This is a genomic window from Streptomyces sp. NPDC000404 (assembly GCF_040300365.1).
In the GTDB taxonomy this organism is placed as follows: Bacteria; Actinomycetota; Actinomycetes; order Streptomycetales; family Streptomycetaceae; genus Streptomyces; species Streptomyces ramulosus.
Genome location: NZ_JBEPDN010000013.1, coordinates 183490 through 207319 on the forward strand (window position 1 = coordinate 183490; position 23830 = coordinate 207319).

At 72.0% G+C, this 23830-nt stretch carries 21 protein-coding genes; 8 read left to right on the forward strand and 13 right to left on the reverse strand.

What is annotated here, in order from left to right; translation table 11 throughout:
• From cysD to ABT345_RS25145, 9 genes are all read right to left on the reverse strand, one after another.
• Nucleotides 1-987, reverse strand: coding sequence for a sulfate adenylyltransferase subunit CysD (gene cysD, locus ABT345_RS25105; protein ID WP_345091946.1), 987 nt, complete (start codon nt 985-987; stop codon nt 1-3).
• Nucleotides 984-1544, reverse strand: coding sequence for an adenylyl-sulfate kinase (gene cysC, locus ABT345_RS25110; RefSeq protein WP_345092230.1), 561 nt, complete (start codon nt 1542-1544; stop codon nt 984-986). The genes cysD and cysC overlap by 4 nt, the downstream gene beginning before the upstream one ends.
• Before the next feature lie 52 nt (nt 1545-1596).
• Complete coding sequence (locus tag ABT345_RS25115; protein ID WP_345091949.1) at nt 1597-2904, reverse strand: MFS transporter; 1308 nt, start codon at nt 2902-2904, stop codon at nt 1597-1599.
• 51 nt (nt 2905-2955) lie between these two features.
• The gene (locus ABT345_RS25120) at nt 2956-3726 is read right to left on the reverse strand and encodes a class I SAM-dependent methyltransferase (RefSeq protein ID WP_345091952.1); all 771 of its coding nucleotides are present in this window, start codon (nt 3724-3726) and stop codon (nt 2956-2958) included.
• Between the two features lie 105 nt (nt 3727-3831).
• Nucleotides 3832-4974: a hypothetical protein gene (locus ABT345_RS25125; protein ID WP_345091954.1), complete on the reverse strand. Its 1143-nt coding sequence runs from the start codon at nt 4972-4974 to the stop codon at nt 3832-3834.
• A gap of 31 nt (nt 4975-5005) precedes the next feature.
• Nucleotides 5006-5737, reverse strand: coding sequence for an SDR family NAD(P)-dependent oxidoreductase (locus ABT345_RS25130; RefSeq protein ID WP_345091957.1), 732 nt, complete (start codon nt 5735-5737; stop codon nt 5006-5008).
• Nucleotides 5734-6486: a sulfotransferase-like domain-containing protein gene (locus tag ABT345_RS25135; RefSeq protein WP_345091960.1), complete on the reverse strand. Its 753-nt coding sequence runs from the start codon at nt 6484-6486 to the stop codon at nt 5734-5736. The genes ABT345_RS25130 and ABT345_RS25135 overlap by 4 nt, the downstream gene beginning before the upstream one ends.
• Before the next feature lie 48 nt (nt 6487-6534).
• Nucleotides 6535-7761 carry a transaldolase family protein gene (locus ABT345_RS25140; protein WP_345091963.1) on the reverse strand — a complete coding sequence of 409 codons (1227 nt, stop codon included), beginning with the start codon at nt 7759-7761 and terminating at the stop codon, nt 6535-6537.
• Between the two features lie 96 nt (nt 7762-7857).
• On the reverse strand, nt 7858-8538 hold the full coding sequence (locus tag ABT345_RS25145) for an HAD family hydrolase (RefSeq protein ID WP_345091966.1): 681 nt from the start codon (nt 8536-8538) through the stop codon (nt 7858-7860).
• A gap of 318 nt (nt 8539-8856) precedes the next feature.
• On the opposite strand from ABT345_RS25145, the gene ABT345_RS25150 reads away from it, so the two are divergent.
• From ABT345_RS25150 to ABT345_RS25170, 5 genes are all read left to right on the forward strand, one after another.
• Nucleotides 8857-9681 (forward strand): AfsR/SARP family transcriptional regulator, encoded by an 825-nt coding sequence (locus tag ABT345_RS25150; RefSeq protein ID WP_345091969.1) that lies wholly within the window; start codon nt 8857-8859, stop codon nt 9679-9681.
• Nucleotides 9682-9828: 147 nt separating this feature from the next.
• Nucleotides 9829-11130 carry an MFS transporter gene (locus tag ABT345_RS25155; RefSeq protein ID WP_345091972.1) on the forward strand — a complete coding sequence of 434 codons (1302 nt, stop codon included), beginning with the start codon at nt 9829-9831 and terminating at the stop codon, nt 11128-11130.
• A 42-nt stretch (nt 11131-11172) separates the two neighbouring features.
• Nucleotides 11173-12384 (forward strand): methionine adenosyltransferase, encoded by a 1212-nt coding sequence (metK, locus tag ABT345_RS25160; RefSeq protein WP_345091975.1) that lies wholly within the window; start codon nt 11173-11175, stop codon nt 12382-12384.
• A gap of 41 nt (nt 12385-12425) precedes the next feature.
• Nucleotides 12426-13328, forward strand: coding sequence for a methylenetetrahydrofolate reductase [NAD(P)H] (gene metF, locus ABT345_RS25165; protein ID WP_345092233.1), 903 nt, complete (start codon nt 12426-12428; stop codon nt 13326-13328).
• 267 nt (nt 13329-13595) lie between these two features.
• On the forward strand, nt 13596-14729 hold the full coding sequence (locus ABT345_RS25170) for a transaldolase family protein (protein ID WP_345091978.1): 1134 nt from the start codon (nt 13596-13598) through the stop codon (nt 14727-14729).
• Between the two features lie 137 nt (nt 14730-14866).
• On the opposite strand, the gene pabB is transcribed toward ABT345_RS25170, so the two are convergent.
• Both pabB and ABT345_RS25180 read right to left on the reverse strand, forming a co-directional pair.
• Entirely contained in the window at nt 14867-17035 is a 2169-nt protein-coding gene (gene pabB / locus ABT345_RS25175; protein ID WP_345091981.1) for an aminodeoxychorismate synthase component I, read from the reverse strand.
• Between the two features lie 62 nt (nt 17036-17097).
• Nucleotides 17098-18084 (reverse strand): methyltransferase domain-containing protein, encoded by a 987-nt coding sequence (locus ABT345_RS25180; protein WP_345091984.1) that lies wholly within the window; start codon nt 18082-18084, stop codon nt 17098-17100.
• Nucleotides 18085-18179: 95 nt separating this feature from the next.
• Here ABT345_RS25180 and ABT345_RS25185 point away from each other — a divergent pair, with 95 nt between their 5' ends.
• The gene (locus ABT345_RS25185) at nt 18180-20135 is read left to right on the forward strand and encodes a helix-turn-helix domain-containing protein (protein WP_345091987.1); all 1956 of its coding nucleotides are present in this window, start codon (nt 18180-18182) and stop codon (nt 20133-20135) included.
• On the opposite strand, the gene ABT345_RS25190 is transcribed toward ABT345_RS25185, so the two are convergent.
• Together ABT345_RS25190 and ABT345_RS25195 are read right to left on the reverse strand one after the other, a co-directional pair.
• Nucleotides 20111-21334 (reverse strand): IS701 family transposase, encoded by a 1224-nt coding sequence (locus ABT345_RS25190; protein ID WP_345091990.1) that lies wholly within the window; start codon nt 21332-21334, stop codon nt 20111-20113. The genes ABT345_RS25185 and ABT345_RS25190 overlap by 25 nt on opposite strands.
• Nucleotides 21335-21546: 212 nt before the next feature.
• Entirely contained in the window at nt 21547-22086 is a 540-nt protein-coding gene (locus ABT345_RS25195) for a CGNR zinc finger domain-containing protein (protein ID WP_345091992.1), read from the reverse strand.
• 174 nt (nt 22087-22260) lie between these two features.
• Between ABT345_RS25195 and ABT345_RS25200 the strand changes: the two genes are divergently transcribed.
• Nucleotides 22261-22734 (forward strand): hypothetical protein, encoded by a 474-nt coding sequence (locus ABT345_RS25200; protein ID WP_345091995.1) that lies wholly within the window; start codon nt 22261-22263, stop codon nt 22732-22734.
• A 204-nt stretch (nt 22735-22938) separates the two neighbouring features.
• Nucleotides 22939-23772, forward strand: a complete 834-nt coding sequence (locus ABT345_RS25205) for an alpha/beta fold hydrolase (RefSeq protein ID WP_345091998.1) — start codon at nt 22939-22941, stop codon at nt 23770-23772.
• The last annotated feature ends 58 nt before the right edge of the window (nt 23773-23830 follow it).

Sequence of the window (23830 nt, forward strand, 5' to 3'; positions counted from 1 at the left end):
CTAGAAGTACCCTTCGCGCTTGCGGTCTTCCATGGCGGCTTCGGAGAGCTTGTCGTCGGCCCGGGTCGCGCCCCGTTCGGTGAGGCGGGACACGGAGATCTCGGCGATCACGGCGTCCAGCGTGGCGGCGTCGGAGTCGACGGCGCCGGTGCAGGACATGTCGCCGACGGTGCGGTAGCGCACCTGCCGCTTCTCGACCCGCTCACCGTCCTTGGGCCCGCCCCAGTCGCCCGCGGTCAGCCACATGCCGTTGCGGGCGAACACCTCGCGCTCATGGGCGAAGTAGATCTCGGGCAGTTCGATCTGCTCGCGGGCGATGTACTGCCAGACGTCCAGCTCGGTCCAGTTGGACAGCGGGAAGACGCGGACGTGTTCGCCCGGGGAGTGGCGGCCGTTGTAGAGCTGCCACAGCTCGGGGCGCTGGCGGCGCGGGTCCCACTGCGAGAACTCGTCGCGCAGCGAGAAGACGCGCTCCTTGGCGCGGGCCTTCTCCTCGTCGCGGCGCCCGCCGCCGAAGACCGCGTCGAAGCGCAGCGTCCTGATGGCCTCGGTGAGCGGGACGGTCTGGAGCGGGTTGCGGGTGCCGTCGGGGCGTTCGCGCAGCTCACCGCGGTCGATGTAGTCCTGCACCGAGGCGACGTGCAGCCGCAGGCCGTGGCGGGCGACCGTGCGGTCGCGGTAGTCGAGGACCTCGGGGAAGTTGTGGCCGGTGTCGACGTGGAGCAGCGCGAACGGCACCGGGGCGGGCGCGAACGCCTTGAGCGCCAGGTGCAGCATGACGATGGAGTCCTTGCCGCCGGAGAAGAGGATCACCGGCCGCTCGAACTCCCCCGCCACCTCGCGGAAGATGTGGACCGCCTCGGACTCCAGGGCGTCCAGGTGCGACAGCGCGTAACCGGGCGCGTCGGGCCGGTCGCCGGTGTCCTGGGCGCGGGGGTGGTCGCCCCTCTCCGGGAGGGCCCCGGTCGTGGCGGTTGCCGTCGTCATGCCAGTCCCCTTTCGGTCAGCAGCGCATGGAGTGCCGCCGCGGATTCCTGCACGGTCCGGTGGTGCGTCTCGATCCGCAGGTCCGGTTTCTCCGGTGCCTCGTACGGATCGTCGACGCCGGTCAGGCCGGCGATCTGGCCGGCCGCCTGCTTGGCGTAGAGCCCCTTGACGTCGCGTTCGGAACAGACCTCGACCGGGGTGGCGACGTGCACCTCCAGGTACGGGGTGCGGCTGCCCTCGTGCCGCTTGCGGACGGCTTCCCGGCTGTCCGCGTACGGGGCGATCACCGGCACCAGGACGGTGACGCCGTTGCGTGCCAGGACCTCGGCGACCAGGCCGATGCGCTGGACGTTGGTGTCGCGGTCGGCGCGGCTGAAGCCGAGCCCGGCGGAGAGGAAGGTGCGGATCTCGTCGCCGTCGAGCACCTCGACGCGGCGGCCCTCGGCGCGCAGCCGGCCGGCGAGTTCATGGGCGAGGGTGGTCTTGCCGGCGCTGGGCAGGCCGGTCAGCCAGACCGTGGCACCCGGCCAGCAGGTGCAGATCCCTTGCGGTGTCATCGGGTCCCTTCCGCCGTCGGTGGCGTGGTCCGGGATCGGGTGGAGGCGGGTGTCAGCCGGTGGCATGGGCGACGTCCTTGGGGAGGTCGGGCGTGGGGGTTTCCTTGCCGATGGCGCTCTCCGGCGATCCTTCGCGGGGCAGCCGCAGGGTCAGTGTGCCGAGGACCACGGTGGCCACGGCGATCACGACGTAGTACCACATGAAGCTGCCGGTCAGGTTCTTGAGGAGACCCGCCGTGTAGTTGCCGAGGATGCCGCCGACGCCCTGGGTGACGTTGGTGACACCGAAGATGACCGTGGCCGCGGCGCCGGAGACCGACTTGGACACATACGCCGGCACCAGCCCGTAGATCGGGTAGAAGGCGAGGGCGAAGAGCACTCCGGAGACCATGGGGAGGAAGCCGACCGGGGCGACCACGAGCAGCACGGCGGAGGTGAAGAAGAGCGTGTAGCAGATCACCAGCGAGGCGCGGACGCCGATGCGGTCGGAGAGCCAGCCGACCGCGAAGCCGGCGAACATGCCGATGACGCCGATGGTGCCCCAGACCTGGGCGGCGAATTCGATGTGGAATCCCAGGCCCTCGCGCAGATAGGGCGAGAGGTAGTTCTGGAACGGCATGCAGGCGAAGCCGTTCAGGAACTTCATCGTCCAGATGATGACCACCCAGCGCACCAGCACCATGCGCCAGCCGGCCCGGGCGCTGGTGTTCCGTGCGGGAGCGCCGCTCTCCGGCTGGTCCGGGGCCGGCTCCTCGCTGCGGAAGAGGCCGAGCCGGAAGAAGGTGAAGGTGGCGACCGCGGTGACCATGAGGGTGCCGGCGCCGACGGAGTACCACAGGCCCCGCCAGTTGTCGTGCTGGACGAAGGAGGGGACCAGCAGGCTGTTGACGAAGACGCCGTAGCTGGTGCCGCTGGAGACCAGGCCGAGGACCTTGCCGCGGTGGCGGTAGTCGATGACCCGGCCGACGATCTCGACCAGCGGTACGTACACGGAGGCGGCGGTGCCGCCGAGGATGGCCAGCAGGATGCCGATGACGACGATGCTGTCGGTGACCGGCAGCAACACCAGGCACAGTCCGCACAGGCCCACCGAGCCGATGACGACCTGGCCGCCGCCGATGCGGGTGGACAGCCAGGTGCCCAGCAGGGCGAACAGCAGGAAGCCGAGCTGGCCGGCCGCGGTGATGGTGCCGACCACCGTGTACCCGAAGCCGAGGTCCTTGCGCATGTCGGTGACGATCTGCGCGAAGAGGTAGAAACCGAATCCGTAGGTGGCTGCCACGAAACTGGTCAGCAACACCGTCACCACGAGTCCGACCGCGGCCTTGCGCCGCGCGTTGCCGGACGTCTTCTCACTCACCACTGTCGTGGGCCTTTCTGGCTGTGCCAACTGCTCGGATTGCTTCATCGATCAGGACTTCCGGGCGACATGGATGACGAAGTCCACCTCGTCGAGGTCGAAGTCCTCCTGGAAGTCACCGAAGGTCTGGACGGTGTCGAAGCCCGTGTCGAGCAGCAGGGACGACAGCTCCGCCGAGAGGATCGGGTAGACCTCCAGGTGGTGGCGGCCGCCGTCCGGGAAGTCGTAACGGAAGCGGCACAGCTGGGCGTCGATGTGCGCCACGGTCACGGTCGCCCCGGTGCCGCAGTAGTAGTAGTTGCCGCTGCTCTGGTACCGGTGCCGGCGGATGGCGTCGAAGTTGCGGTGGTCGACGATGAGGACGCCGCCGGGGTTGAGCGCCTCGTGGAACTCCGCGAGGACGGCCCGCCGGTCGTCCTCCTGGAAGAGGTGCGGGAGGGAGCTGCCCAGACAGACGATGGCGTCGTACCGCCCGTCGAGGTGCTGCCGCAGGGTGCGCCAGTCGGCCTGGAGCACGCGGAAGGACTGGCCGTGGGCCTCGGCGTTGCGCCGGGTCCGTTCGATCATCTCCGCGCTGCCGTCCGCGGCGGTGACGTCGAAGCCCTGCTGGGCCAGGGTGATGGAGTGGTAGCCGGTGCCGGCCGCGACGTCGAGCACGCGGTGGGCCTCGGCCCCGCGCAGCAGCTCGACGAAGAAGTCCTGCTCGCTCGCCCGGCGGCGGTCCCAGTCGATCAGCTGGTCCCAGCGGTCGACGAGGGGGCGGACGTACTGGCCCTCGAAGTCCTCGGCGGGCGCCGCTGCGAGGGGGGCGGGTGTGGTCATGATGGTCCTCCGGCTCTCCGTGCGGGCAATGGGTGGGTGAGCGGCCGGCCGGGGCGTGGCGCCCCGGCCGGCGCGGCGGTCGGACAGGCGCGTCCGGCGTACGGATCAGGCGAAGCGGGCGGCGAACGCCCGGTACTTCGCGTCCAGTTCGCCGGCCCACTCGGCGGCGTCGCCGAGCTTCATGCTCTGGCACTCGTAGCCGAGCAGCCGCTTCATGATCGCCATCTCGGGTGCGGCGAAGTGCACCGTGCCGTCGTCGTCGATGCGGTCGATGCCGTCGGCGCGCTGGCACTCCTCGTTGATCCGGACCGCCTCGTCGGGCCCGAGGCCGTCGGGCAGGTCGAGGACGGGGCCGTCCCGGTGGACGCGGACCGGGTAGCCGCCGGGCAGGCCGCCGGGCGCCGGGGCGTGGGCGAGGACGCCGCTGTCCGCGGCCATGCCGCGCAGCACCCGCACGGCGGAGGAGGCGGTCAGCAGCTGGCCGTCGATGCCGCCGAGCCGCTTGAGCCGGTTGTCGAGCTGGGCGAAGAGCGCGGCATGGTCCACCTCGGCCGGCCGGCCTGCCACCTGCACGTCGAGGTGGTAGGCGCCGCGGCCGGCGTCGCCGAAGCGCGGCACGTAGTGGCTGAAGTAGTGCTGGGAGGTGAGCCGCAGCGCCACGTCGGCGGGGTGCGCGTCCAGCAGGTGCGCGGCGCCCAGGGTGAGGGCCGGCACGATGTTGGCGACGTTGCCGACGCCGGTCGTGGGCGCCAGGCCGACCTTGTCGAGGACGGGGCCGACGGCGTCGGGGAACGCGGCGTTGACGACCTTGGTGTCGATGCCCGAGTCCCGGACCGCCTGCATCAGCAGGTGGTTGAGCGTGAGGTGCATCGGCAGCCAGGGGCCGAACTGGGCCTCGTCCAGCTCCTCGAAGGTCTCCTTGGGCAGGGCGGTGATGACCCGCCAGGACTGCAGCGAGCCGCCCATGAAGATGAGGTCGGGCCGGACGGTGGCGAGGGTCTGCGCCGTGGCGTCGATGTCGCGCAGATCGACGTGGACGGTGTCGACCGTGCCGTGGTGGCCGAGGTTGGTGGCGGTGAAGAGCGCGAGGTTGCCGCGCCGGCGGATGGATTCGGTGTCGCGTCCGGCGAGCACGACCCGGTTGGTGGCCGGGTCGCTCAGCAGCATGGTGAGGACCTTGGCCGACAGGTCGCCCATGCCGATGAGCATGATCAGCGGCTTGCGGGGGCCGTCATGGGGGGAAGTCACGGAATTCGCCTCCGGGGCGTACGGGAGCGGCTCAGCGCGGGTAGGAACCGTTGTCGGCGCGGAGCAGGGCGCCGGTCAGGGTGCGGGAGCCGTCGCCGAGCAGGTAGGTGCAGACGTCGGCGACGTACTCGGGGAGGATGTCGCCGTCCAGCTGCTCCTGGCGCTTGTACTCGGCGTAGCGGTAGTCCGGGATCCGGTCGGCGATCGCGGTGTTGACGATCAGGCCGGGCGAGACGACGTTGACCCGGATGTAGGGGGCGAAGTTCATCGCGTTGGACTTCGTCAGGCCGATGACGCCGGCCTTGACGGTGCCGTACAGGGCGTCGGAGCTGCCGACCTCGCCGGCGACCGAGGCCAGGTTGACGATGGCGCCGCGCCGCTTGGCGGGCAGCAGGTGGTCGGCGAAGCGCCGGGAGAGCCACACCGGGCCCTTGATGTTGACGGCGATCACGCGCTCGATGGTGGCGTCGTCGTACTCCCAGACCGGCTGCCCGAGGTAGAGGCCGGCGTTGTTGACCAGCCCGTTGACGTCGGGATGGGCGGCGAGGACCTGGTCCATGAAGGCGTCGCAGTCCTCGTGCGAGGCGACGTCGGCGACGTGGGTCTCCAGCGGGCGGCCCTCGTGCTCGGCGGCCAGCGACTTCAGGCCGGTCTCGTCGATGTCGCAGGTGATGACGGTCTTGCCGGCGTCCAGCAGACGGCCCACCAGGGCGCGTCCGACGCCGCTGGCCCCGCCGGTGACGATGACGGTGTTGACGCTCATATGACTACCTCCTCGGCCGGCCGCAGCCGGTACTGGTCAAGGTGCTCGTAGAAGGGACGGCAGTAGCGCTCGAACTCCCGCAGGTCGGGGCGGGTTTCGTAGCTGAAGCGGTAGTTGCGTTGCGGTGCCCGCAGGCCGCTGCTGGCGGCGACGTCGGTGTGCCAGCCGCTCCAGGTGGTCCACTCGGGCTGCTCGCCCTCCGACCAGTTCAGGGCCTCGGGCAGGAAGGGGATCCCGGCGTGCTTGCAGTAGGCCTCGATGGTGGCTTCGGGGCGGGCGGCGAGGTCCGCCGCGTTGATGACCAGCGGCACGGTGCCGGTCAGCTCGCGGACGAAGTCGAAGGTCTTGGCGAGCTGTTCGTAGCCGAGGACCTCGCGGGTGAGTTCCGGGTGCACGGTGGCGTGCGAGAGCACGGCCTCCTCGGGGTCCCGGATCAGGAAGGTGTTGACCTGGCCGAGCAGGTACGCGGGGTCGTCGAGCAGGTGGTCCAGACAGTGGTACGGGAAGTCCTTGTGGAACACCGGCTGGTCGCGTCGCGCCGACTCCATCATCCGCTTGACGTCGGGGTAGGTCAGCGGGTGGTCGGGGTCGGCGTTCTTGTGCGGGATGGCGGCCCGCTCCTCGTGCATGAAGAAGACGTAGGCGAAGGCCTCGTGGAAGACCTTGAAGTCGCCCCGTTCGATGAACGAGCGCTCCAACGCGGTCGACATCGACCGGGGGTGGCTCCAGAGCGCCAGGGAACGATGCATGGAACACCTCCTTGAGGGGGTGGGGGAATCGTGGGCCGGAGGGCCGGTTCAGGAGAGCAGCAGCGGCTGCGCGGAGGCCGTGACGGTCTGGAACTGGTGGGCGACGAAGTCGATGAGCTTGCGGGTGTTCGCCGTCACCTCGGCGTAGGTGGTGATGAACGCGCCGTAGTGGGCGAACTCCTCGGGGCTCATGCCGGCCGGGTCGTAGGCGCGGTGGAAGGACGGCAGCCACATCAGCTTCTCCAGGACGTCCTCCGGGACCTCCTGCTCGACGGCGTGCTCGTCGAAGGCGGGCAGTTCGGCCTCCCGGCGCAGGACGTCGCCGATGAACTGGGGCTTGCAGGTGTAGGCGATGGCGCCGCCCGCGGTCTGCTCCAGGTGCATGCTCAGGGTGGTGGAGCCCTTGGCCGGGTCGTCCACCTCCAGGCTGGAGAGCAGCGGCTTGACCGGGTGGCCGTTCTTCGCGATGAGGGCGTGGATGCGCTTGAGGATGGCGACCTCGGCCCAGCGGATGTCGGTCTGGGAGAGGTCGATCTCGCGGACGGCCGCTTCGTGGTGGAGGTCCTTGTTGGAGCCGAAGCGTCCGATCATGTGGGTGAAGACCGCGCGCCACCGGCTGGTGTCGATGCCCCGGTCATGGGCCTGCTTCAGCCCGGACTCGACCGCTTCGGCGCAGGCGACGAACTGCGGGACGGTGTAGGACAGCGTGGAGTTGATGGAGATGCCGCGGGCGACGAGCTGCCGGATGACCTGGTAGCCGGCCTGTGTGCCGGGCACCTTCACCATGAGGTTGGGGGAGATCCGCGCGATGCGCAGCGCCTGTTCCAGCATGAGGTCGGCGCGGAACATGATGCGCGGGTCCAGCTGTCCCGAGACCCAGCCGTACCGGCCGCCGGTCGCCCGCCACATGGGCAGCATCTCGCGTGCCGCGCGGCCCAGCGCGTCCTCGTAGACGAGGGCGAAGGTGCTCTCCACGTCGGGGTCCAGCTGGTAGCGGATGAGCTCCTGGATGTCGTGGCGCCAGCTCTCCGGGGAGGCCAGGACGGACTGTGCGACCAGCGAGGGGTTGGTGGTGATGCCCCGTACCAGGGAGCGGTCGGGCTCGGCGGGACACAGGAAGCGGTCGAGCTGCTCCTGCCAGCGCTCCTTGGTCTCGGGGTCGGGCGCGGTGGCCAGTTGGCCCGCACGCCACCGGGGGAAGTCGAGCGGCGAGGAATCCCACCAGATCTCGGCGGACTTACCGACGCGCTGGAGCTCTTCGAGAACACGTGGCATGGGAATGGAACCTTTCCGTCTCGGTCTCTCCGGGGGGGATGGCGTGCTGAGGGGCGAGTGCGGCGGGCGCTGCCGCCGTGCCGTACGTGGGGGGTGTCAGCCGGCGGCGGATCCGGCCGGGAGCGCTGCGCGCCACCGGTCCAGCAGTCCGGGCAGTTCCGTCATCGAGCCGAAGGTCCGGGCCCCTTCGGCGGCCAGGGCGTCCCGCGTTCCGCTCTCCGGCGGTGCGTAGCCGAGGACGGTCATGCCGGCGGCGACGCCGGCCCGGACGCCGACCGGGCTGTCCTCGACGACCACGCAGTGCTCGGGCGGTACGCCGAGGTCGGCCGCGGTGTGCAGGAACAGTCCGGGATCCGGCTTCCAGGCGCCGACCTCGTAGGCGCTGTAGATGCGGCCTTGGAAGAAGGGCAGCAGGCCGGTCAGGCCCAGGGTGTGGTGGATCTTGTCGCGGGGCGCGCTGGAGGCCGTGCAGAAGGGGAGTTCGAGCTCCTCGATGACCTGCCGGACGTGGAGGACGGCCCGGAGTTCGGTGGTGAACCGCTCCGCCGTCCGCTGCCGGAACTGCGGGACGAATTCGGCGGGCAGCGCCCTGCCGAGCCATCCCTCCAGCTGTCCGACCCATTCGGCGACCTTGCGGCCCCGGATCAATTCGAGCGCCTGCTCCGGTGTGAAGTCAAGCCCTTCGGCGGCCGCCATTTCCCGCATGACGCGTGAGCTGAGCGTCTCACTGTCGACGAGAACTCCGTCGCAGTCGAATATGACCAGACGTTTCGTCACGGGGGATCCCTCCATTGTCCTGCGAATGGATTTCGATGGCGGTCCCGTCAACGTCCGCCGGCGGGATGTGAACAGCAAAGCAGGGCGTTCTATCGATTCACTCATCGCTTACTAACGAGGGAGCGACGACAGGCAGCAAAAGGGGGTAATCCGGGCACGCGTGACAGAGTCCCAGGCATTGCCTGGCCAGGCCTTCACGGTGTAGCTAGCTTGTTCTCCGAGCGCAGGACGAACGGCGTTGGGCATCGCGTTCCCCTTCCTGTCCCCCGCCTTCTTCCGCCGGAATCTCGGCCAGACGTCCGCACGAGAGGGAGTCCCATGAAGTTCGGAGTTCTCGGCCCGCTGCTGCTGACGGAGGGGGGCGCCTCCCCGCTGCCGTCCGCCCCGAAGACCCGTCAGCTGCTGGCTCTCCTGCTGCTCAACGCGGGTTCCCCGGTGTCGCTGGACGTCTGTGTCCAGGAGCTGTGGGACGAGGCGGCGCCGCGCAGCGCGGTGCAGAGCGTGCACACCCGGGTCTTCCAGATACGCCAGGCCCTCTCCCACGGGCCTTTCGGCCGGACCCCGGAAGAGAGCAAGAGAATTCTGGAGACCTGCCACCAGGGATATAAGTTACGGGTCGAGGACGGTGCGCTCGATACCCATTTCCTCGACCGCTATCTGGCGGAATTCCGGCAGGCACAGGCACGCAAGGACGATCTCCTGGCCTCTTCCGCCCTGCGTTCGGCGCTCGGCCTGTGGCGCGGCCAGACCCTGTCCGACGTACGTCACGGTCCGCATGTCCATGCGTATGTCACGGGCCTGGAGGATCTGCGGATGACCGTGCTGGAACAGTGCATCGACGCGGAATTGCGGCTGGGCCTGCACCATCAGCTGCTCTCCGAACTCGGTGCGCTCGTCTCCCGTTATCCGGTGCAGGAAAACCTGCATGCCCAATACATGATCGCACTGTACCGGTCGGGCCGCACCGCGCAGTCCCTGGAGGCCTATCACCGGCTCCATAAAACGCTCACCGAGGAGCTGGGCATCGCCCCGTCGCAGCGCATCCGGAAGCTGCAGACGGCCATGTTGACCGAGAGCACCGAACTCGATGTCGCGCCGCCGGACCGGATGAGCCTGTCGCTCGGCCTCATGGCGAGCCGCTAGGGGGTGTCTTGCCGGTCTTCACGGCCCCACGAAGACCGGCAAGGCACCCCCTGGCCCCGTCCGGCACCACCAGCAGAGGAGGAGAGGGCTGTGACAGCCACGGATGTGCGCCCGGCGCCCGGTCCCGCCGGCCTTGATCTCCGGCGCGTGCGCCGGTTCGAGACCCGGGTCGCGGTCTGCGCCGGCGGCGGCGAGGTCTGCGACGGATGGGTGCTCGGCGTGGTCGGCGCCGCGCTGCCGCTCGCCCGCGCCGATCTCGGGCTGTCCCCGATGGGCGCCGGGCTCATCGGCGCGGCCTCGTTGGCGGGCCTGTTCTTCGGGGGGCTGGTCTTCGGCCGGCTCACCGACCGGCTCGGCCGGCAGAAGATGTACCTCATCGACCTGCTGGTGTTCCTGATCGGCTCGCTGCTGCAGCTGGTGGTCCAGGACGCGGCGCAGCTGCTGGTCGTACGGCTGGTGATGGGTGCCGCGGTGGGCGCGGACTACGCCATCGCCGGCGCCCTGGTGGCGGAGTTCGCACCGCCCAGGCGCCGGGGGCGGCTGCTGGCCTCCCTCATCGTCTTCTGGTACGTCGGCTACACGCTCGCGACCGGCCTCGGCATCGCGCTGACGTCGTGGAGCGACGACCCCGCCCTGTGGCGCTGGATCCTCGCCAGCAGCGCGCTGCCCTCGCTGGTGGTCCTGCTGGCCCGGCTGGGCACACCGGAATCGCCGAGCTGGCTGCTGAGCAAGGGCCGCGTCGCGGAGGCGGAGGCGATCAGCGAGCGCTGGCTGGGCCGCCGGCTCCGGCCCGTCGAGCCCGCCGCCGCGCCGGCGGCCACCGGCCATGCCGCGCTGTTCTCCCGCGCCTACGTCCGGCGGACGCTGTTCGCCAGCATCTTCTGGCTCTGCCAGGTGACGCCGTTCTTCGCGATCTCCACCTTCGCGCCCCAGGTGCTGGGCTCGCTGGGGGCCCGCGACGGCGAGGTCGGTGAGCTGCTGCTCAACGCCTTCCTGCTGGTGGGCTGCCTGGCCGGGACGGCGGTGATCAACCGGGTGGGCCGCCGCAAGCTGCTGATCCGGCCGTTCCTGGTCACCGCCGGCGCCCTGCTCGTCCTCGGGCTGTGGCCGCACGGCCCCCAGTGGGCCGTCGCCGTCTGCTTCGCCGTCTTCGCCCTGTTCCACTCCGCCTCCAGCGTGCTGCAGGCGGTCTATCCCAGCGAGGTCTTCCCCACCGAGATCCGGGCCACCGGCATCGGTTTCGCCGCCGCGGTCAGCCGCGTCGGAGCGGCCGTCGGCACCTTCCTCGTACCGATGGGCCTGGCGGCCTGGGGTGTCGGTGCGGTCATGGTGCTCGGCTGCGCGCTCTCCCTGGCCGGCGCGCTGGTCTCGATCGCCTGGGCCCCGGAGCCCGGCGATCTGGAACCGGCCCGCACCAGCCCCCTTCCCGCCCCCTCGCGGTCCGTCTGACCGGCCCCGGGGTTCTTGCCCGCACCCGTCCCTAGGAGTGTCATGTCCCGCCGCCTGTTCACCTCGGAGTCCGTGACCGAGGGCCACCCCGACAAGATCGCCGACCAGATCAGCGACGCCGTCCTCGACGCACTGCTGGCGCAGGACCCCGCCTCGCGGGTCGCCGTCGAGACGCTGATCACCACCGGCCAGGTCCATGTGGCCGGCGAGGTGACGACGACGGCGTACGCCGACATCCCCAGCCTGGTCCGCAAGACGGTCCTGGAGATCGGCTACGACGCGTCGTCGAAGGGCTTCGACGGGGCGTCGTGCGGGGTGTCGGTCTCGATCGGCGCGCAGTCCCCCGACATCGCGCAGGGCGTCGACACCGCGTACGAGCAACGGAGCGGGGAATTCGCGGACGACGAGCTGAACCGGCAGGGCGCCGGCGACCAGGGCCTGATGTTCGGCTACGCGTGCGACGAGACGCCCGCGCTGATGCCGCTCCCCCTCCACCTGGCCCACCGGCTCTCCCGCCGGCTGACCCAGGTCCGCAAGGACGGCACGCTCCCCTACCTCCGCCCCGACGGGAAGACCCAGGTCACCGTCGAGTACGACGGCGACCGGCCGGTCCGGCTCGACACCGTCGTGGTCTCCTCGCAGCACGCCCCCGGCATCGCCCTGGACTCGCTGCTGACCCCGGACGTGCGGCAGCACGTGGTCGAGGCGGTGCTCAAGGAGCTGGCCGAGGAGGGCATCGCCCTGGAGACCGACGGCTACCGCCTGCTGGTGAACCCGACCGGCCGCTTCGAGATCGGCGGCCCGATGGGCGACGCCGGGCTGACCGGCCGCAAGATCATCATCGATACGTACGGTGGCATGGCCCGCCACGGTGGCGGCGCCTTCTCCGGCAAGGACCCGTCGAAGGTGGACCGCTCCGCGGCGTACGCGATGCGCTGGGTCGCCAAGAACGTCGTCGCGGCGGGTCTCGCGGCCCGTTGCGAGGTCCAGGTCGCCTACGCCATCGGCAAGGCAGAACCCGTCGGCCTGTTCATCGAGTCCTTCGGCACCAACACCGTCGAGAACGCCGCGATCGAACGGGCCGTCTCCGAGGTCTTCGACCTCCGCCCCGCCGCCATCATCCGCGACCTCGACCTGCTCCGCCCGATCTACTCCCCCACCGCCGCCTACGGCCACTTCGGCCGCGAACTGGCGGACTTCACCTGGGAACGCACCGACCGCACGGACGCCCTCCGTGCCGCCGTGGGGCGGTGACCGTGTCCGGACCGCACGGCGCCCCGGCCGCGGGGCAGGCGCTGCGCGCCGCCGTGCGCGCCACCGCCCCCTGCTTCTCCTTCGAGTTCTTCCCGCCGAAAACCCCGGCGGGCGAGGCCAAGCTGTGGCAGGTCATCCGCCGGGCCGAGGCCCTCTCCCCCTCGTTCGTCTCGGTGACCTACGGCGCCGGCGGCTCGTCGCGGGACCGCACCATCGAGATCACCCGGAACATCGCGGCCGAGACGACGCTGCGCCCGGTCGCGCATCTCACCGCGGTCGGTCACTCGGTGGCCGAACTGCGGCGGATCATCGGCCAGTACGCGGACGCGGGCATCCGGGACATCCTGGTGCTGCGCGGCGACCCGCCGGGCAACCCCAGGGGCCCGTGGACCCCGCATCCGCAGGGCTTCACGTACGCCTACGAACTCGTGGAACTGGTGCGCTCGCTCGGTGACTTCAGCATCGGCGTGGCCGCCTTCCCGGAGCGCCACCCGCGCTCGGCGGACTGGGACGGCGACATCCGGCACTTCGTCGCCAAGTGCCGGGCCGGCGCCGACTACGCCGTCACCCAGATGTTCTTCGACGTCGACGACTACCTGCGGCTGCGCGACCGGGTGGCCGCGGCCGGCTGCGACATCCCGATCATCCCGGAGATCATGCCGGCCACCGACGTCCGGCAGATCGGCCGCTTCGCCGAGCTGAGCGGCGCGGCCTTCCCCGAGGACCTGGCGCACCGGCTCGAAGCCGCCCGCGACGACCCCGCCACCGCGTACCGCATCGGCGTCGGCCACGCGACGGCGATGGCGCGCCGGCTGCTGGCCGAAGGCGCCCCCGGCCTGCACCACATCACGCTCAACCGCTCCTCGGCCGCCTTCGCGGTGCACCACGGGGTCCGCGACCTCCTGGGCTCGCCGGGCCCGCACGGCCGCCGCGTCCCCGCCTGACCGGCCACGTCACCGACCACCGCAAACGGCTCCTGGAGATGTCGTGCGTATCGCCCTCACCGGTTTCCCCGCCGCCGGCCGTCCGGCGGCCTTCCCCGGAAGGTCCGCCACCGGGCGGCGCCGGCGGCCGTCATCACCGTGCCCGTCGTCCTCCTCGCCGTCCGCCGGGAGCGGCCAGCGATGACCACCGACACGAGAGCGTGGCCGGCCCCACCGCGGACGACGGGTGGGGCCGGCCTCGGCAACGAGAGGAGCAGTGAACAGGACGTGCGAGAGGACGAGATCCCCCGTGCCGGCAGCGTGCTGACGGACCTGGGCCACGAAGGGGTGGCCGTGTGGCTCGACGGGGTGGGCCGCCGGTCGCTGGCGGACGGGTCGCTGGGCCGCCACGCCGCGGACGCCTGCGTCACCGGAGCCGTGCTGTCGCGGCGGGAGTTGGTGCGCGAGGTGCGGGACGGCACCGCGTACGAGGAACAGCTCGCCCTGCTGCGCGAGCGGGGCAGCGGCGTGGCGGCGGCGGTGCGCGCGCTCCACGCCTACGACGTGCGCTGGGCCTGCGATGTGCTGCGGCCGGTCTTCACCGCGACGGGCGGACAGGACGGCTGGGCGAGCGCCGAGCTGGATCCGCGGCTGGCCGACGACGCCGCCGCCTCACTCGCCGCGGCGCGGGCCGTCGCACAGGCGGTCAACCGGCCGAACCTGCTGGTGAAGGTGCCCGCCACCGCGGCCGGCCTCCAGGTGCTCAGCGACTGTGTGACCGAGGGGATCGGCGTGAACGCCGTGCACCTCTACGCGGTGCGGCGCTACGGCGACGTGGTCGAGGCGTACTTCGACGGCCTGGAGCGCGCGGCGGCCGCCGGGCGCGCCCCGGGCGGGGCCTCGGTGGCCTCCCTCGGCGCCGCCCGGGTGGAGGACGCGGTGGAGGCCCGGCTCGACGCGGTGCCGAAGGCGGCCGCGGCGCCGTTGCGCGGACGGTCGGCGGCGGCCCTGGCCAGGGCGGCCTACGCCGTCTACGAGAGCGGTCTGGGCACCGGGCGCTGGCGGAAGCTGCGGTCGGCGAAGACCCGGCCGCAGCGTCTGGTCTGGGCGGCGCCGCCCGCTCCGGGGCCGGAGGCGACGGCGGTGCGCCGGGTGGAGGAGCTGGTCGCGTGGAGCACCGTCCATGCGCTGCCGGCGGGCACGCTCGCCGCGGTGGCCCGTCGGGGGCAGCTGCGCGGTGACACCTTGTCGGGTGCGTCCGCGGAGGCGGAGGCGGTGCTGTCGGGCCTGCTGCGGCAGGGCATCGACGTCGGGCGGATCGCTGAGGAACTGGCCGCGGCGGACCTCCAGGAGGCCGTGCGGGACCACGTGGAACTCCTCGACACGCTGGCGGACCGGTGGGGCGGGCGCCCGCGCGCCTGACGGCCTCCCGGCCCTGCGCCGGAGCGGTACGGGCGGGGCCGGGAGGCGGGGCCTGCGGACGGTCGCCGGTGCGGGGCCGGCCCGCGCCGGGCCCGCACCGGCAGGGCGGCGCGGCGGGCGGACGGGCGGTCCGGGCGTCAGCGCTCGGCGTCGCCCGCGGCCACCGCCGTGGCCGGCCGGTGGCCCGGGAACGTGCCGCCGGTCAGGGCGAGCAGCGGGCGCGCCTTGACGGCGGTCTCCGCGAACTCGGCGTCCGCGTCGGACAGTGCGGTGATCGCGCCGCCGATGCCGTACCGGACGCGGCCGGGGGTGAGGACCGCGGTGCGGATGACGATGCTCAGGTCGGCGGCGCCGGTGAGGGAGAAGTAGCCGATCGCCCCCGCGTAGATGCCGCGGGCGCCGCCTTCGAGCCGGTCGATGATCCGCAGGGTCCGCTCCTTGGGCGCGCCCGTCATCGAACCGCCGGGGAAGGCGGATTGGACGCAGCGGGCCGCGCCGCTGTCCGGGCGCAGGGTCGCGGTGACGGTGCTGACGAGCTGGTGGACGGTCGCGTACGTCTCGACCCGGAAGATGTCGTCGGCGGCGACCGAGCCGACCTGCGCGCAGCGGCCCAGGTCGTTGCGGACGAGGTCGACGATCATCAGGTTCTCCGCGCGCTCCTTCTCGTCCGTGCGCAACTCCGCGACCAGCGCGGCGTCCTGCTCGGGTGTCGCGCCGCGGGGCCTGGTGCCCTTGATCGGCCGGGACTCCGCGGTGCCGTCCGCACCGATCCGCAAGAAGCGCTCCGGTGAACTGCTGAGCACCGACAGGTCACCGAAGCGCAGCAGCGCGGCGAAGGGTGCCGGGGCGACCCGGCGCAGGCGCCGGTAGCTCTGCCAGGGGTCCAGGTCCATCCGGACCTCGGCCATGTTGGTGAGGCAGATCTCGTAGGACTCGCCGGCCTTCAGCTCGTCCTGGCAGGCCTCGATCAGGCCGAGGTACTCCTGGCGGTCGTGGCGCAGCTCCACCCGGGCGCCGGTGGCGGGCGGCGCCGGGGCCGGTCCGGGCTCCTCGCCGGTCATCGCGGTGAGCCGGTCCGCCGTCCGGGCCAGCCAGGAGCGCGCGGCGTCCTCCCCGGCATCCCGGGGGCCGGACGGGCCGGGGTCCTCCTCCGCCAGGGCGAGGAGGTAGGTCATGCCCTGCTGGTGGTCGAAGACCACGGCGCGGTCCGCGAAGACCATGGCCGCGTCCGGTTCCTCCGCGCGGTGCACGGTCGTGCCCCCGCACTCCGCCTTGAGCCCGTAGCCCAGGTAGCCGACCCAGCCGAGCGCGAAACCGCACGGCAGCTGCGGCACGGTGGTGGCCGTGCTCCGCAGGTCCTCGTCGAGCCAGTCCAGGAAGCGGCCGGTGACGATCTCGGTGCCGGTGCGCGAGCGGACCTGGACGGTGCTGCTGGAGACGTCCGCCGTGGCGATGCGGGCCAGCGGGCCGGAGGCGTCGCCCATGACGGAGAAGCGGCCGAGGTCGCCGCCGGCCCGGCTGCTGTCGAGCCAGAAGGCGTGCCGGTCGGCCGCGAAGAGCCGCTCGAAGACGATCTCTTCGTTCCATGCGGTGGGCAGCCGCTGCGCACAGACCTTCAACCGGCGTTGTGCCGTGGGTAGTTGCGGTGCGTCCGGGTTCTCCGCGGTCTTTCCCGGCCGTCCGGCCGCCTCGGGCAGCGGGCGCTTCCGGGGGCGCCGCGGTGTCCCGCCGCGCTTCCCGGGAATTTCCAGAAAATTTCCGAGGAGCTGTCCGCCGTATTCCGTGCCGATCGATTCCGGATGGAATTGCACACCGAACAGCGGCCGGTCGCGGTGGCGCAGGCCCATCACCACTCCGTCGGGCGCCCAGGCCGTGGCCACCATGTCGCCGGGTAGCCGGGTGACGGCGAGGGAGTGATATCGCACGGCGTCGAAGGGGGACGGGAGTCCGGCGAAAACATCGGTTCCGGCGTGCCGTACGGGCGAGGTCCGGCCATGCCGGGGTTCCGGTGCGAGGCCGACCGAGCCGCCACCCGCCAGGGCGATTCCCTGATGCCCGAGGCACACCCCGAGCAGTGGTATTTCCGCGGTTCGGATAATCTCCGACGATATTCCGAAGTCGGCCGGGCGGGCGGGGTTTCCCGGCCCCGGCGAGATCACCACCCGGTCGAATTCGGCCAGATTCCCGGCCCGCCAGTGCGGGTCGTCATTGCGGACCACGGTCGGCTCCCGCCCGGAAAACCGCGCGAGGGCGTCGAAGAGGTTGTAGGTGAACGAGTCGTGATTGTCGACCAGCAGCGTGCGCATCGGTGGGTGCAGCTCCCTCAAGGCAGTCGGCGCAAGACAGGCGGCTCGGGACGGGACGGGCGTCAGACACGCGCCGATCGGCGCGCCTCCGCGACGGCTTCCGCCCGGACCCGGTGGCCGGCGCGCCGGCCGTCGCGGACGACGATGCGCTCCCCGGTGCACCTGCCCGACGCCCGCCGGTCCGCCTCCGACGGCACCGGAAGAACCTCCAGCAGCATGTGTTCCACCAGGTCCGAGCCCTCCGGCACGGTGCGGGAGCGCACCACGCGCAACCGGCGGCCGCACTCCTCGGCGATCGCTTCGAGCCCCGCCAGGTCACCCCGGTCGCAGAAGTGCAGGAAGACCGATCCCCCCTCGGTCACGTACTGCGCGGCCTCGGTCAGGTACCTGCGGTGCGTCCGGTAGCCGGGGTCCACGTACGCCCGCTCCCGGACCGAGCGGTAGGAGTAGTCCGCGGGCGCCAGCACGTAGTTGGAGCTCCAGAAGATCCGGTCGAACCGCATTCCGTGGCCGACGGCCGCGAACAAATCGCTGTGCACCGCCGTCACCCGGTCGGCCACCCCGTGCCGCCGGGCGTTCAGCCGGGTATTTTCCACCGCCTCTTCATTGATATCCACGGCCACCACCGCACCGCCGGCCAGCGCCGCCTGAACGGCAATCACCCCGGCGCCGCAGCCGACCTCCAACAGGGACGCGGGACGGCGGTGCGCCTGCGGTCCGGCGAGTCCGAGGAATTCCAGGGCAATACCGGTCGACGGCGAGTAGACCGGCGGGAAAACCTCGTCGAGCAGATCCCACTCACGGCCCGCCATCGAAAATGCGCGCGGGCGGCCCGGATCCGTCATTGCCCGGTTGCAGCGCTCCAGCGACTTGAGGTGGCTTCGCACTTCGGACACTGATCCTCCCGAGTCTCGGCGGCACTGTTTGCACCGCCTCACACTGTTGTCGTCTTTCGGGCGACCCGGAAGGTGATCCGGTGACAGGCCGGACCGCATGGACGGTGACGCGAACACCGCCCCGTACGTGACCCCCATCACATTGGGCAACATTGCCGGAGGTTGGGGGAGGTAAGGCTGAGACAGGTGGGTGATCAGTACACACATGTGCCGCCGACGCCTGCCCCGACAGGAAAGGAAAGGAATAGATGAAGAGAGCCGAAGGGGCAGAAATCGGTGAAATACTCGCCATTCTCGAACTATTGGCGGCGGAGGCCCCGCCGTCCGAGCTGGAGGACCTGGTCCGCCGCGCCCGCGCGTCCGGACTGGAGGCCGACGCCCTCTCCCGCCTGGAGCGGGCGGAGTATCTGGCGTCCAGGGTCCACGCCCAGTTATCCCGCCGCCAGCAGCGCGAGGCCGGACTGTCCGCTCTGGTGGACGTCGCCCGCGAGCTGACCCTCCCGTACGACCTGGACGCCCTCCTCAACACCATCACCCGGCGCACCCGCACGCTGCTCGGCCTCGACATGTCCTACATCACCTTCCGCGACGCCGCGGCCGGGGACAGCTACGTGCGCACCTCCGACGGCCATGCGTCGGCCCTCACCGTCGGCTACCGCGTCCCGTACTCCTCCGGCATCGGTGACGAGGCCATCACCAGCTCCGTACCGGTGTGGTCCCCCGACTACCTGTCGGACGAGCGGATGCGGCACAGCGACGTGCTGGACGAGGTGGTGCGGGCGGAGGGGCTGCGGGCGATCATCGCGGCGCCGCTGCTGTTCGGCGACGACGCCTTCGGCGTGCTGTACGCCGCCGGCCGCAACATACGGCACTTCACCGTCGGCGACGTCTCGTTGATGAGTTCGCTGGGCGCTCTGGCCGCCGTGGCCATCGAGCGGACCCGCACCCTGGAGCGCAGCCACGCCGACGTCATCAGCCTGCGGTCCGACAGCTCACAGACCGCGTCGCTGCTGGGTGAGTTCCGCCGGCTGAACGAACTGCACACCTCCCTGGTGGACCACGCGCTCGCCGGGAACAGCCTGAACTCCCTGGTCACCGAGGTGGCCGGGATCCTTGGGGGCGCCGTGCTCGTACGGGACGTGGAGCACCGGCCGCTCGCGGCGCACGGCACGGTGCCGACCGCCGACGGCACCGAGGTGCTGCGCGCCTGCCAGACCGCCGCCACCCGGCGGACGCCGGTCGCCGTCGCCGACGGCACCTGGGTCGTACCGGTCACCGCGGGCAACGAGGAACTCGGCGTCCTGCTCCTGCGCCCCGACGAGCCGCTGGACGAGTCCGGGGCGCCGCTGCTGGGCATGGCGGCCCAGTCCGTCGCGGTGCTGCTCCAGGTGCAGCGCGGCGAGGAGGCCGCCGCGAGTTCCTTCCGCGACGAGCTGTTCGAGGATCTGCTGGCGGCTCCGCACCGCCCCACCAAGCAGTTCATCCAGCGCGCCCGGCGGCTCGGCATCGACCTGGAGCGGCCGCACGTGGTCGTCGTCATCCGCCCGGAAGGCGGGGCGCAGGGCCGGGCGGCCGGCTGGGCGGCCTCGTACGCCCGCCGGATGCACGGGTTCCGCAGCATTCAGAGCGGCTGTATCGCCCTGCTGCTGCCGGCCACCGATGCCAGCGCCTCGGCCCGCGCGGTCTCCGCCGAGCTCACCCCGCTGCTCGGGCACCCGGTGACGGTCGGCGCGGCCGGACCGGTCTCCGACCCCGGGCTGGTCCAGCAGGCCCATCAGGAGGCCCTGCGCTGTCTCGACGCGCTCGTCTCGCTCGACAGCGTCGGCGCCTACGCCTCCCCCGAGGACCTGGGCTTCCTCGGCGTGCTGCTGTCCGACAACCGCGACGCGGCCGGCTTCATCACCGCCACCATCGGGCCGATCCTGGACTACGACGCCCAGCGGATGACCGAGCTGACCCGCACCCTCGACGCCTACTTCGCCGCGGGCGGCAGCCCGACCCATGCGGCGGAGGCCCTGCACGTCCACCCCAACACCGTCTCCCGCCGGCTGGAGCGAATCGCCGACCTGCTCGGTGCCGACTGGCTGAAGCCGGAGCGGGCCCTTGAGGTGCAGGTGGCGCTGCGGCTGCAACGCGCGCACGCCCTGCTGCGGCACAAGGACGGCGGCCGCCCGGCGGCTCACGCCGACAGCTCCGGGCAATGAACGGGCCCCGCGGACCGCAGCGACGAGAGCGCGTAGGCGCAGGACGCCAGCGTCATGTGACGGTGCCAGCCCTGGAAGGAACGCCCGCCGTAATCCCGCAGTCCGACGGCCTCGCCCCGGGTCCGCCAGGCGCCCTGGACCGCATCGATCAGACGTGTGGTGCGTAGCACCGATACCGCCGGCAGATCCGCCGCGTTGGTCAGCCACACCTCGGCCGGGGGCCGCCTCAGGTCGTGCCACACCCCCACAAGCTGGAGACGGCCCGCGGCCCCGGGGGCGCCGCCCGCCGCGCCCCGCAGGTGCGGCAGCCGCACGGCCGCCGTCGCCATGGCCACCGGGCGGCCCCGCGCGGGCTCCGGACGGCCCGGCCGCCGCAGGACGCAGCGCAGCCGGCGGGCCGCGCCGAGCAGGGCCCCCGCGGCAGCCGGCTGCTCACCCGGCCCGGACCGGCCCGGCTCGTCGGAGAGCAGCGGGGTGTGCCCGCCGATCCGTACGACGGCCGGGCTCCCCGCGCCGAACAGGCCGGTCAGATGGTGCTCCTGGCCCGCGCCCCGGGCGTCCATCACGACCGGACGGGCCGGGTCGCCCCACCGGCGCACATCGCCGCACAGGCCCGCGACGCACGCGTCGGGGGTGGCGGCGTGGAGCTCGTCGGCGGCTTCGGTGCCGGTCCGCCGACGGCGGTTGCGCAGCCAGGCGTCGGGGATGTGCAGGCGCCAGCTGACCGGGGCGACCACCCGCTCCGACGCGTACCACATGCCGTACGCCTGCTGGCCGTGGACGACCTGCCCGCCGTCGGATGACAGGTGCCGGGACACCCCCACGCTGTGCTCGCCGGCCTTCGGGATGGAGACCGGCAGGACCACCCAGGCGGCGGGCGCGCCGTCCTCCTCCAGGAAGGCGGCCAGCGCCCGGCGCACCGGGCTCCAGGCCCAGTGCGAGCTGCTGACGAAGTGGTGCAGCCGCTGTGCGTCGCCGGGCACGCCCACCGCGCCGGCGATGTTGGCGATCGACTTGCGCCCGCGGGCGTACAGCAGTCCGTCCAGGTACTGCCGGGCCCGGATGCGCTGGTCGTAGCGGCGGAACTCCGCGAAGAGCGCGGCGCAGAGGTCGGTGGCGGCGCCGTCGTCCCGCACGACGGGAGGGACCGCCCTGCGCGCGGCGGGTACGGCGGCTTCGAGGGATGTGTCGTCGGCCATGACGGTGCCTCCTGATGCGCGGGGTGTTCCTGGCCCGCACTCCAGACTTGCCACATCGCCCGCCGGCGGCGAGGTGCAACGGACACACCGCTGCCCCTCCCGGTGGTGGCCGGAGCACCATCCCCGGCCGCCGGCAGGCGACGAACACCCCCGAGACGCCCCCGGTGCGGTGCTCCCGCCACCACCCCGCGGCGGGCTCCGCCGCCCGCCCCTCACCTCCGCTGCTGCCGCGCGCGGAAGTTGGCGACGTTCTGGCGGTTGCCGCACACCTCCGGCATGCAGTAGCGGCGGCGTCCGGCCCGGCTGGTGTCGACGAACATCCCGTCGCACTCCTGGGAGGCGCAGTGCCGGAAGCGGTCGTGGCTCAGGGTGCGCAGCGCGCCCAGCAGTCCGGTGCCCAGGAGGACCGCCAGTTCGTCGGCGAGCGGTGCGCCCGGCGCGGTCGTGACGTACCACTGCCACCGGCCCTGTCCGTCGCGTTGCAGCGTGGGGCCGACGCCCGCGCGCCGGATCAGCGCGGTGGCGCCGTCGACGAGTTCGTCCTCGGCCGCGGCTTCGAGGAGGGTGCGGGCCTCCTGCCGGAGGGTGCGGACCTCCTCCAGGTCGTCGTCGGAGGGGGTGCCGGTCCGCGCCAGGGCGTCGGGGCGGACCTCGTGCTCGGTGAGGAACCGCTCCAGATCGGGCGGTTCGACCAGCACTTCTCCCGTACTTCTGCGGACCACCGGGGCGGTGTTGACCAGGTCGGTCGCCACTCCCGCCCCCCATGCGTAATCTGAAAAAGGAATCTTCAAGCCTTACTCCATGCTAGGGTAACCGTTATAGAGTCAACATACCCGTTACACCGGCGACTGCCGCCCCTTCACCGCATCGCACCGCGCCCCTTCTCGATGGCCGCGAGCCGCCCCGAGCCCCTGAAGGAGTCCCCCGTGAACACCGACCACGTTCTCGCCTACCTCGACGGCCGCCACGTCCGCTGGCGCCTGACGTTCGATCAGTGCCTGGACGAGGCGGGCCCCGACCCGCGCGCCCGGCTGCTGGCGGTCTTCGACGCCCTCCGCGCCTGCGCCGTGTCCCCGCAGGGCCTGCGGAGCTTCTCGTTCACCCACGCGGTCACCGAGATGTCCGGGCCGCAGAGCTCGATCCGCACCACCGTCGTCACCGCCAAGCAGGCGCTCCGCAAGCAGCTGCTCGGCCTCGCCGAGACCACCGGCACCCCCGACCCGGACCTGCTCACCGACCAGCTCCTGCTGCTCTACGAGGGCGCCGTCGCCAACCACGCCCTCGGCACCGTCGACCACGCCGCGGACACCGCCCACGCCACCGCCCGCCAGCTCATCGCCGCGGCCAGCCCGCTCCCGCTGCAGACCTTCCCGATCGGCCCGGAGTCCCCGCACATCTAACCTCCGCCCGGGCCCGGCGCCCGCCGGGCGGGAAGCGGCAGCGGGCGGGCCGGGGAGCGGAGCGCCGCCGGGCGCCCGCCGGGTGACCGGCCGCTCCGGGATGCGCCGCCACGGCTCGGCGTGGCCGGCTCCCGGCGATTTCGTACCTGCCGGATCAGGCATGATCATTTCCCTGGCCGACGGTACAACCGAGAGGAACAGCACGTGAGCGCATGGCAGTTGAGCGAGACATTCCGCAGCACCTCCGGCGAGGTCCGCTGGGACCGTCTCGGACAGCCCGGCGGGCATCCGGTCGTCCTCCTCCACGGCACGCCCTTCTCCTCCTACGTCTGGCGTGCCGTCGCCCGCGCACTCGCCCGCCACCACGAGGTGTTCGTGTGGGACATGCCGGGCTACGGGGCGTCGGAGAAGTCCGCCGGCCAGGACGTCTCCCTGGCCGCCCAGAGCAAGGTCTTCACCGAGCTGCTGGCGCACTGGGGGCTGGCCGAACCGCTGGTGGTCGCCCACGACTTCGGCGGCGCCGTCTCGCTGCGGGCGCATCTGCTGCACGGCGCCCGCTACCGCGCGCTCGCCCTGGTCGACCCGGTGGCGCTGGCGCCGTGGGGATCCCCGTTCTTCCGGCTCGTCGGCGAACACGCCCAGGTCTTCGAGCAGTTGCCGCCCGCACTGCACCGCGCCCTGGTCCGCGAGTACGTGAGTTCCGCCAGCAGCCCCGGACTGCGCCCGGACGTCCTCGACCGGCTCGTCGAGCCCTGGCTCGGCGACCTCGGCCAGGCGGCCTTCTACCGTCAGATCGCCCAGGCCGACCAGCTCCACACGGACGAGGTGCAAGGCCGGTACGGCGAGGTCGCCATCCCGACGCTGGTGTGCTGGGGCCACGACGACGCCTGGATCCCCCTGGCGAAGGGCGAGGAGCTGGCCGCCCGCATCCCGGGGGCGCGGTTCGAGCCCATCGCCGGTGCGGGTCACCTCGTCCAGGAGGATTCACCCGTCGAACTCACCTCCGCCCTCAGCGCCTTCCTGCGGCAGCAGAACTGACGGGGCGGTCCGTCCCGGCGGGGCACGGTCCTCCGCCGCGGCGCCCCGCGCGGCCGGC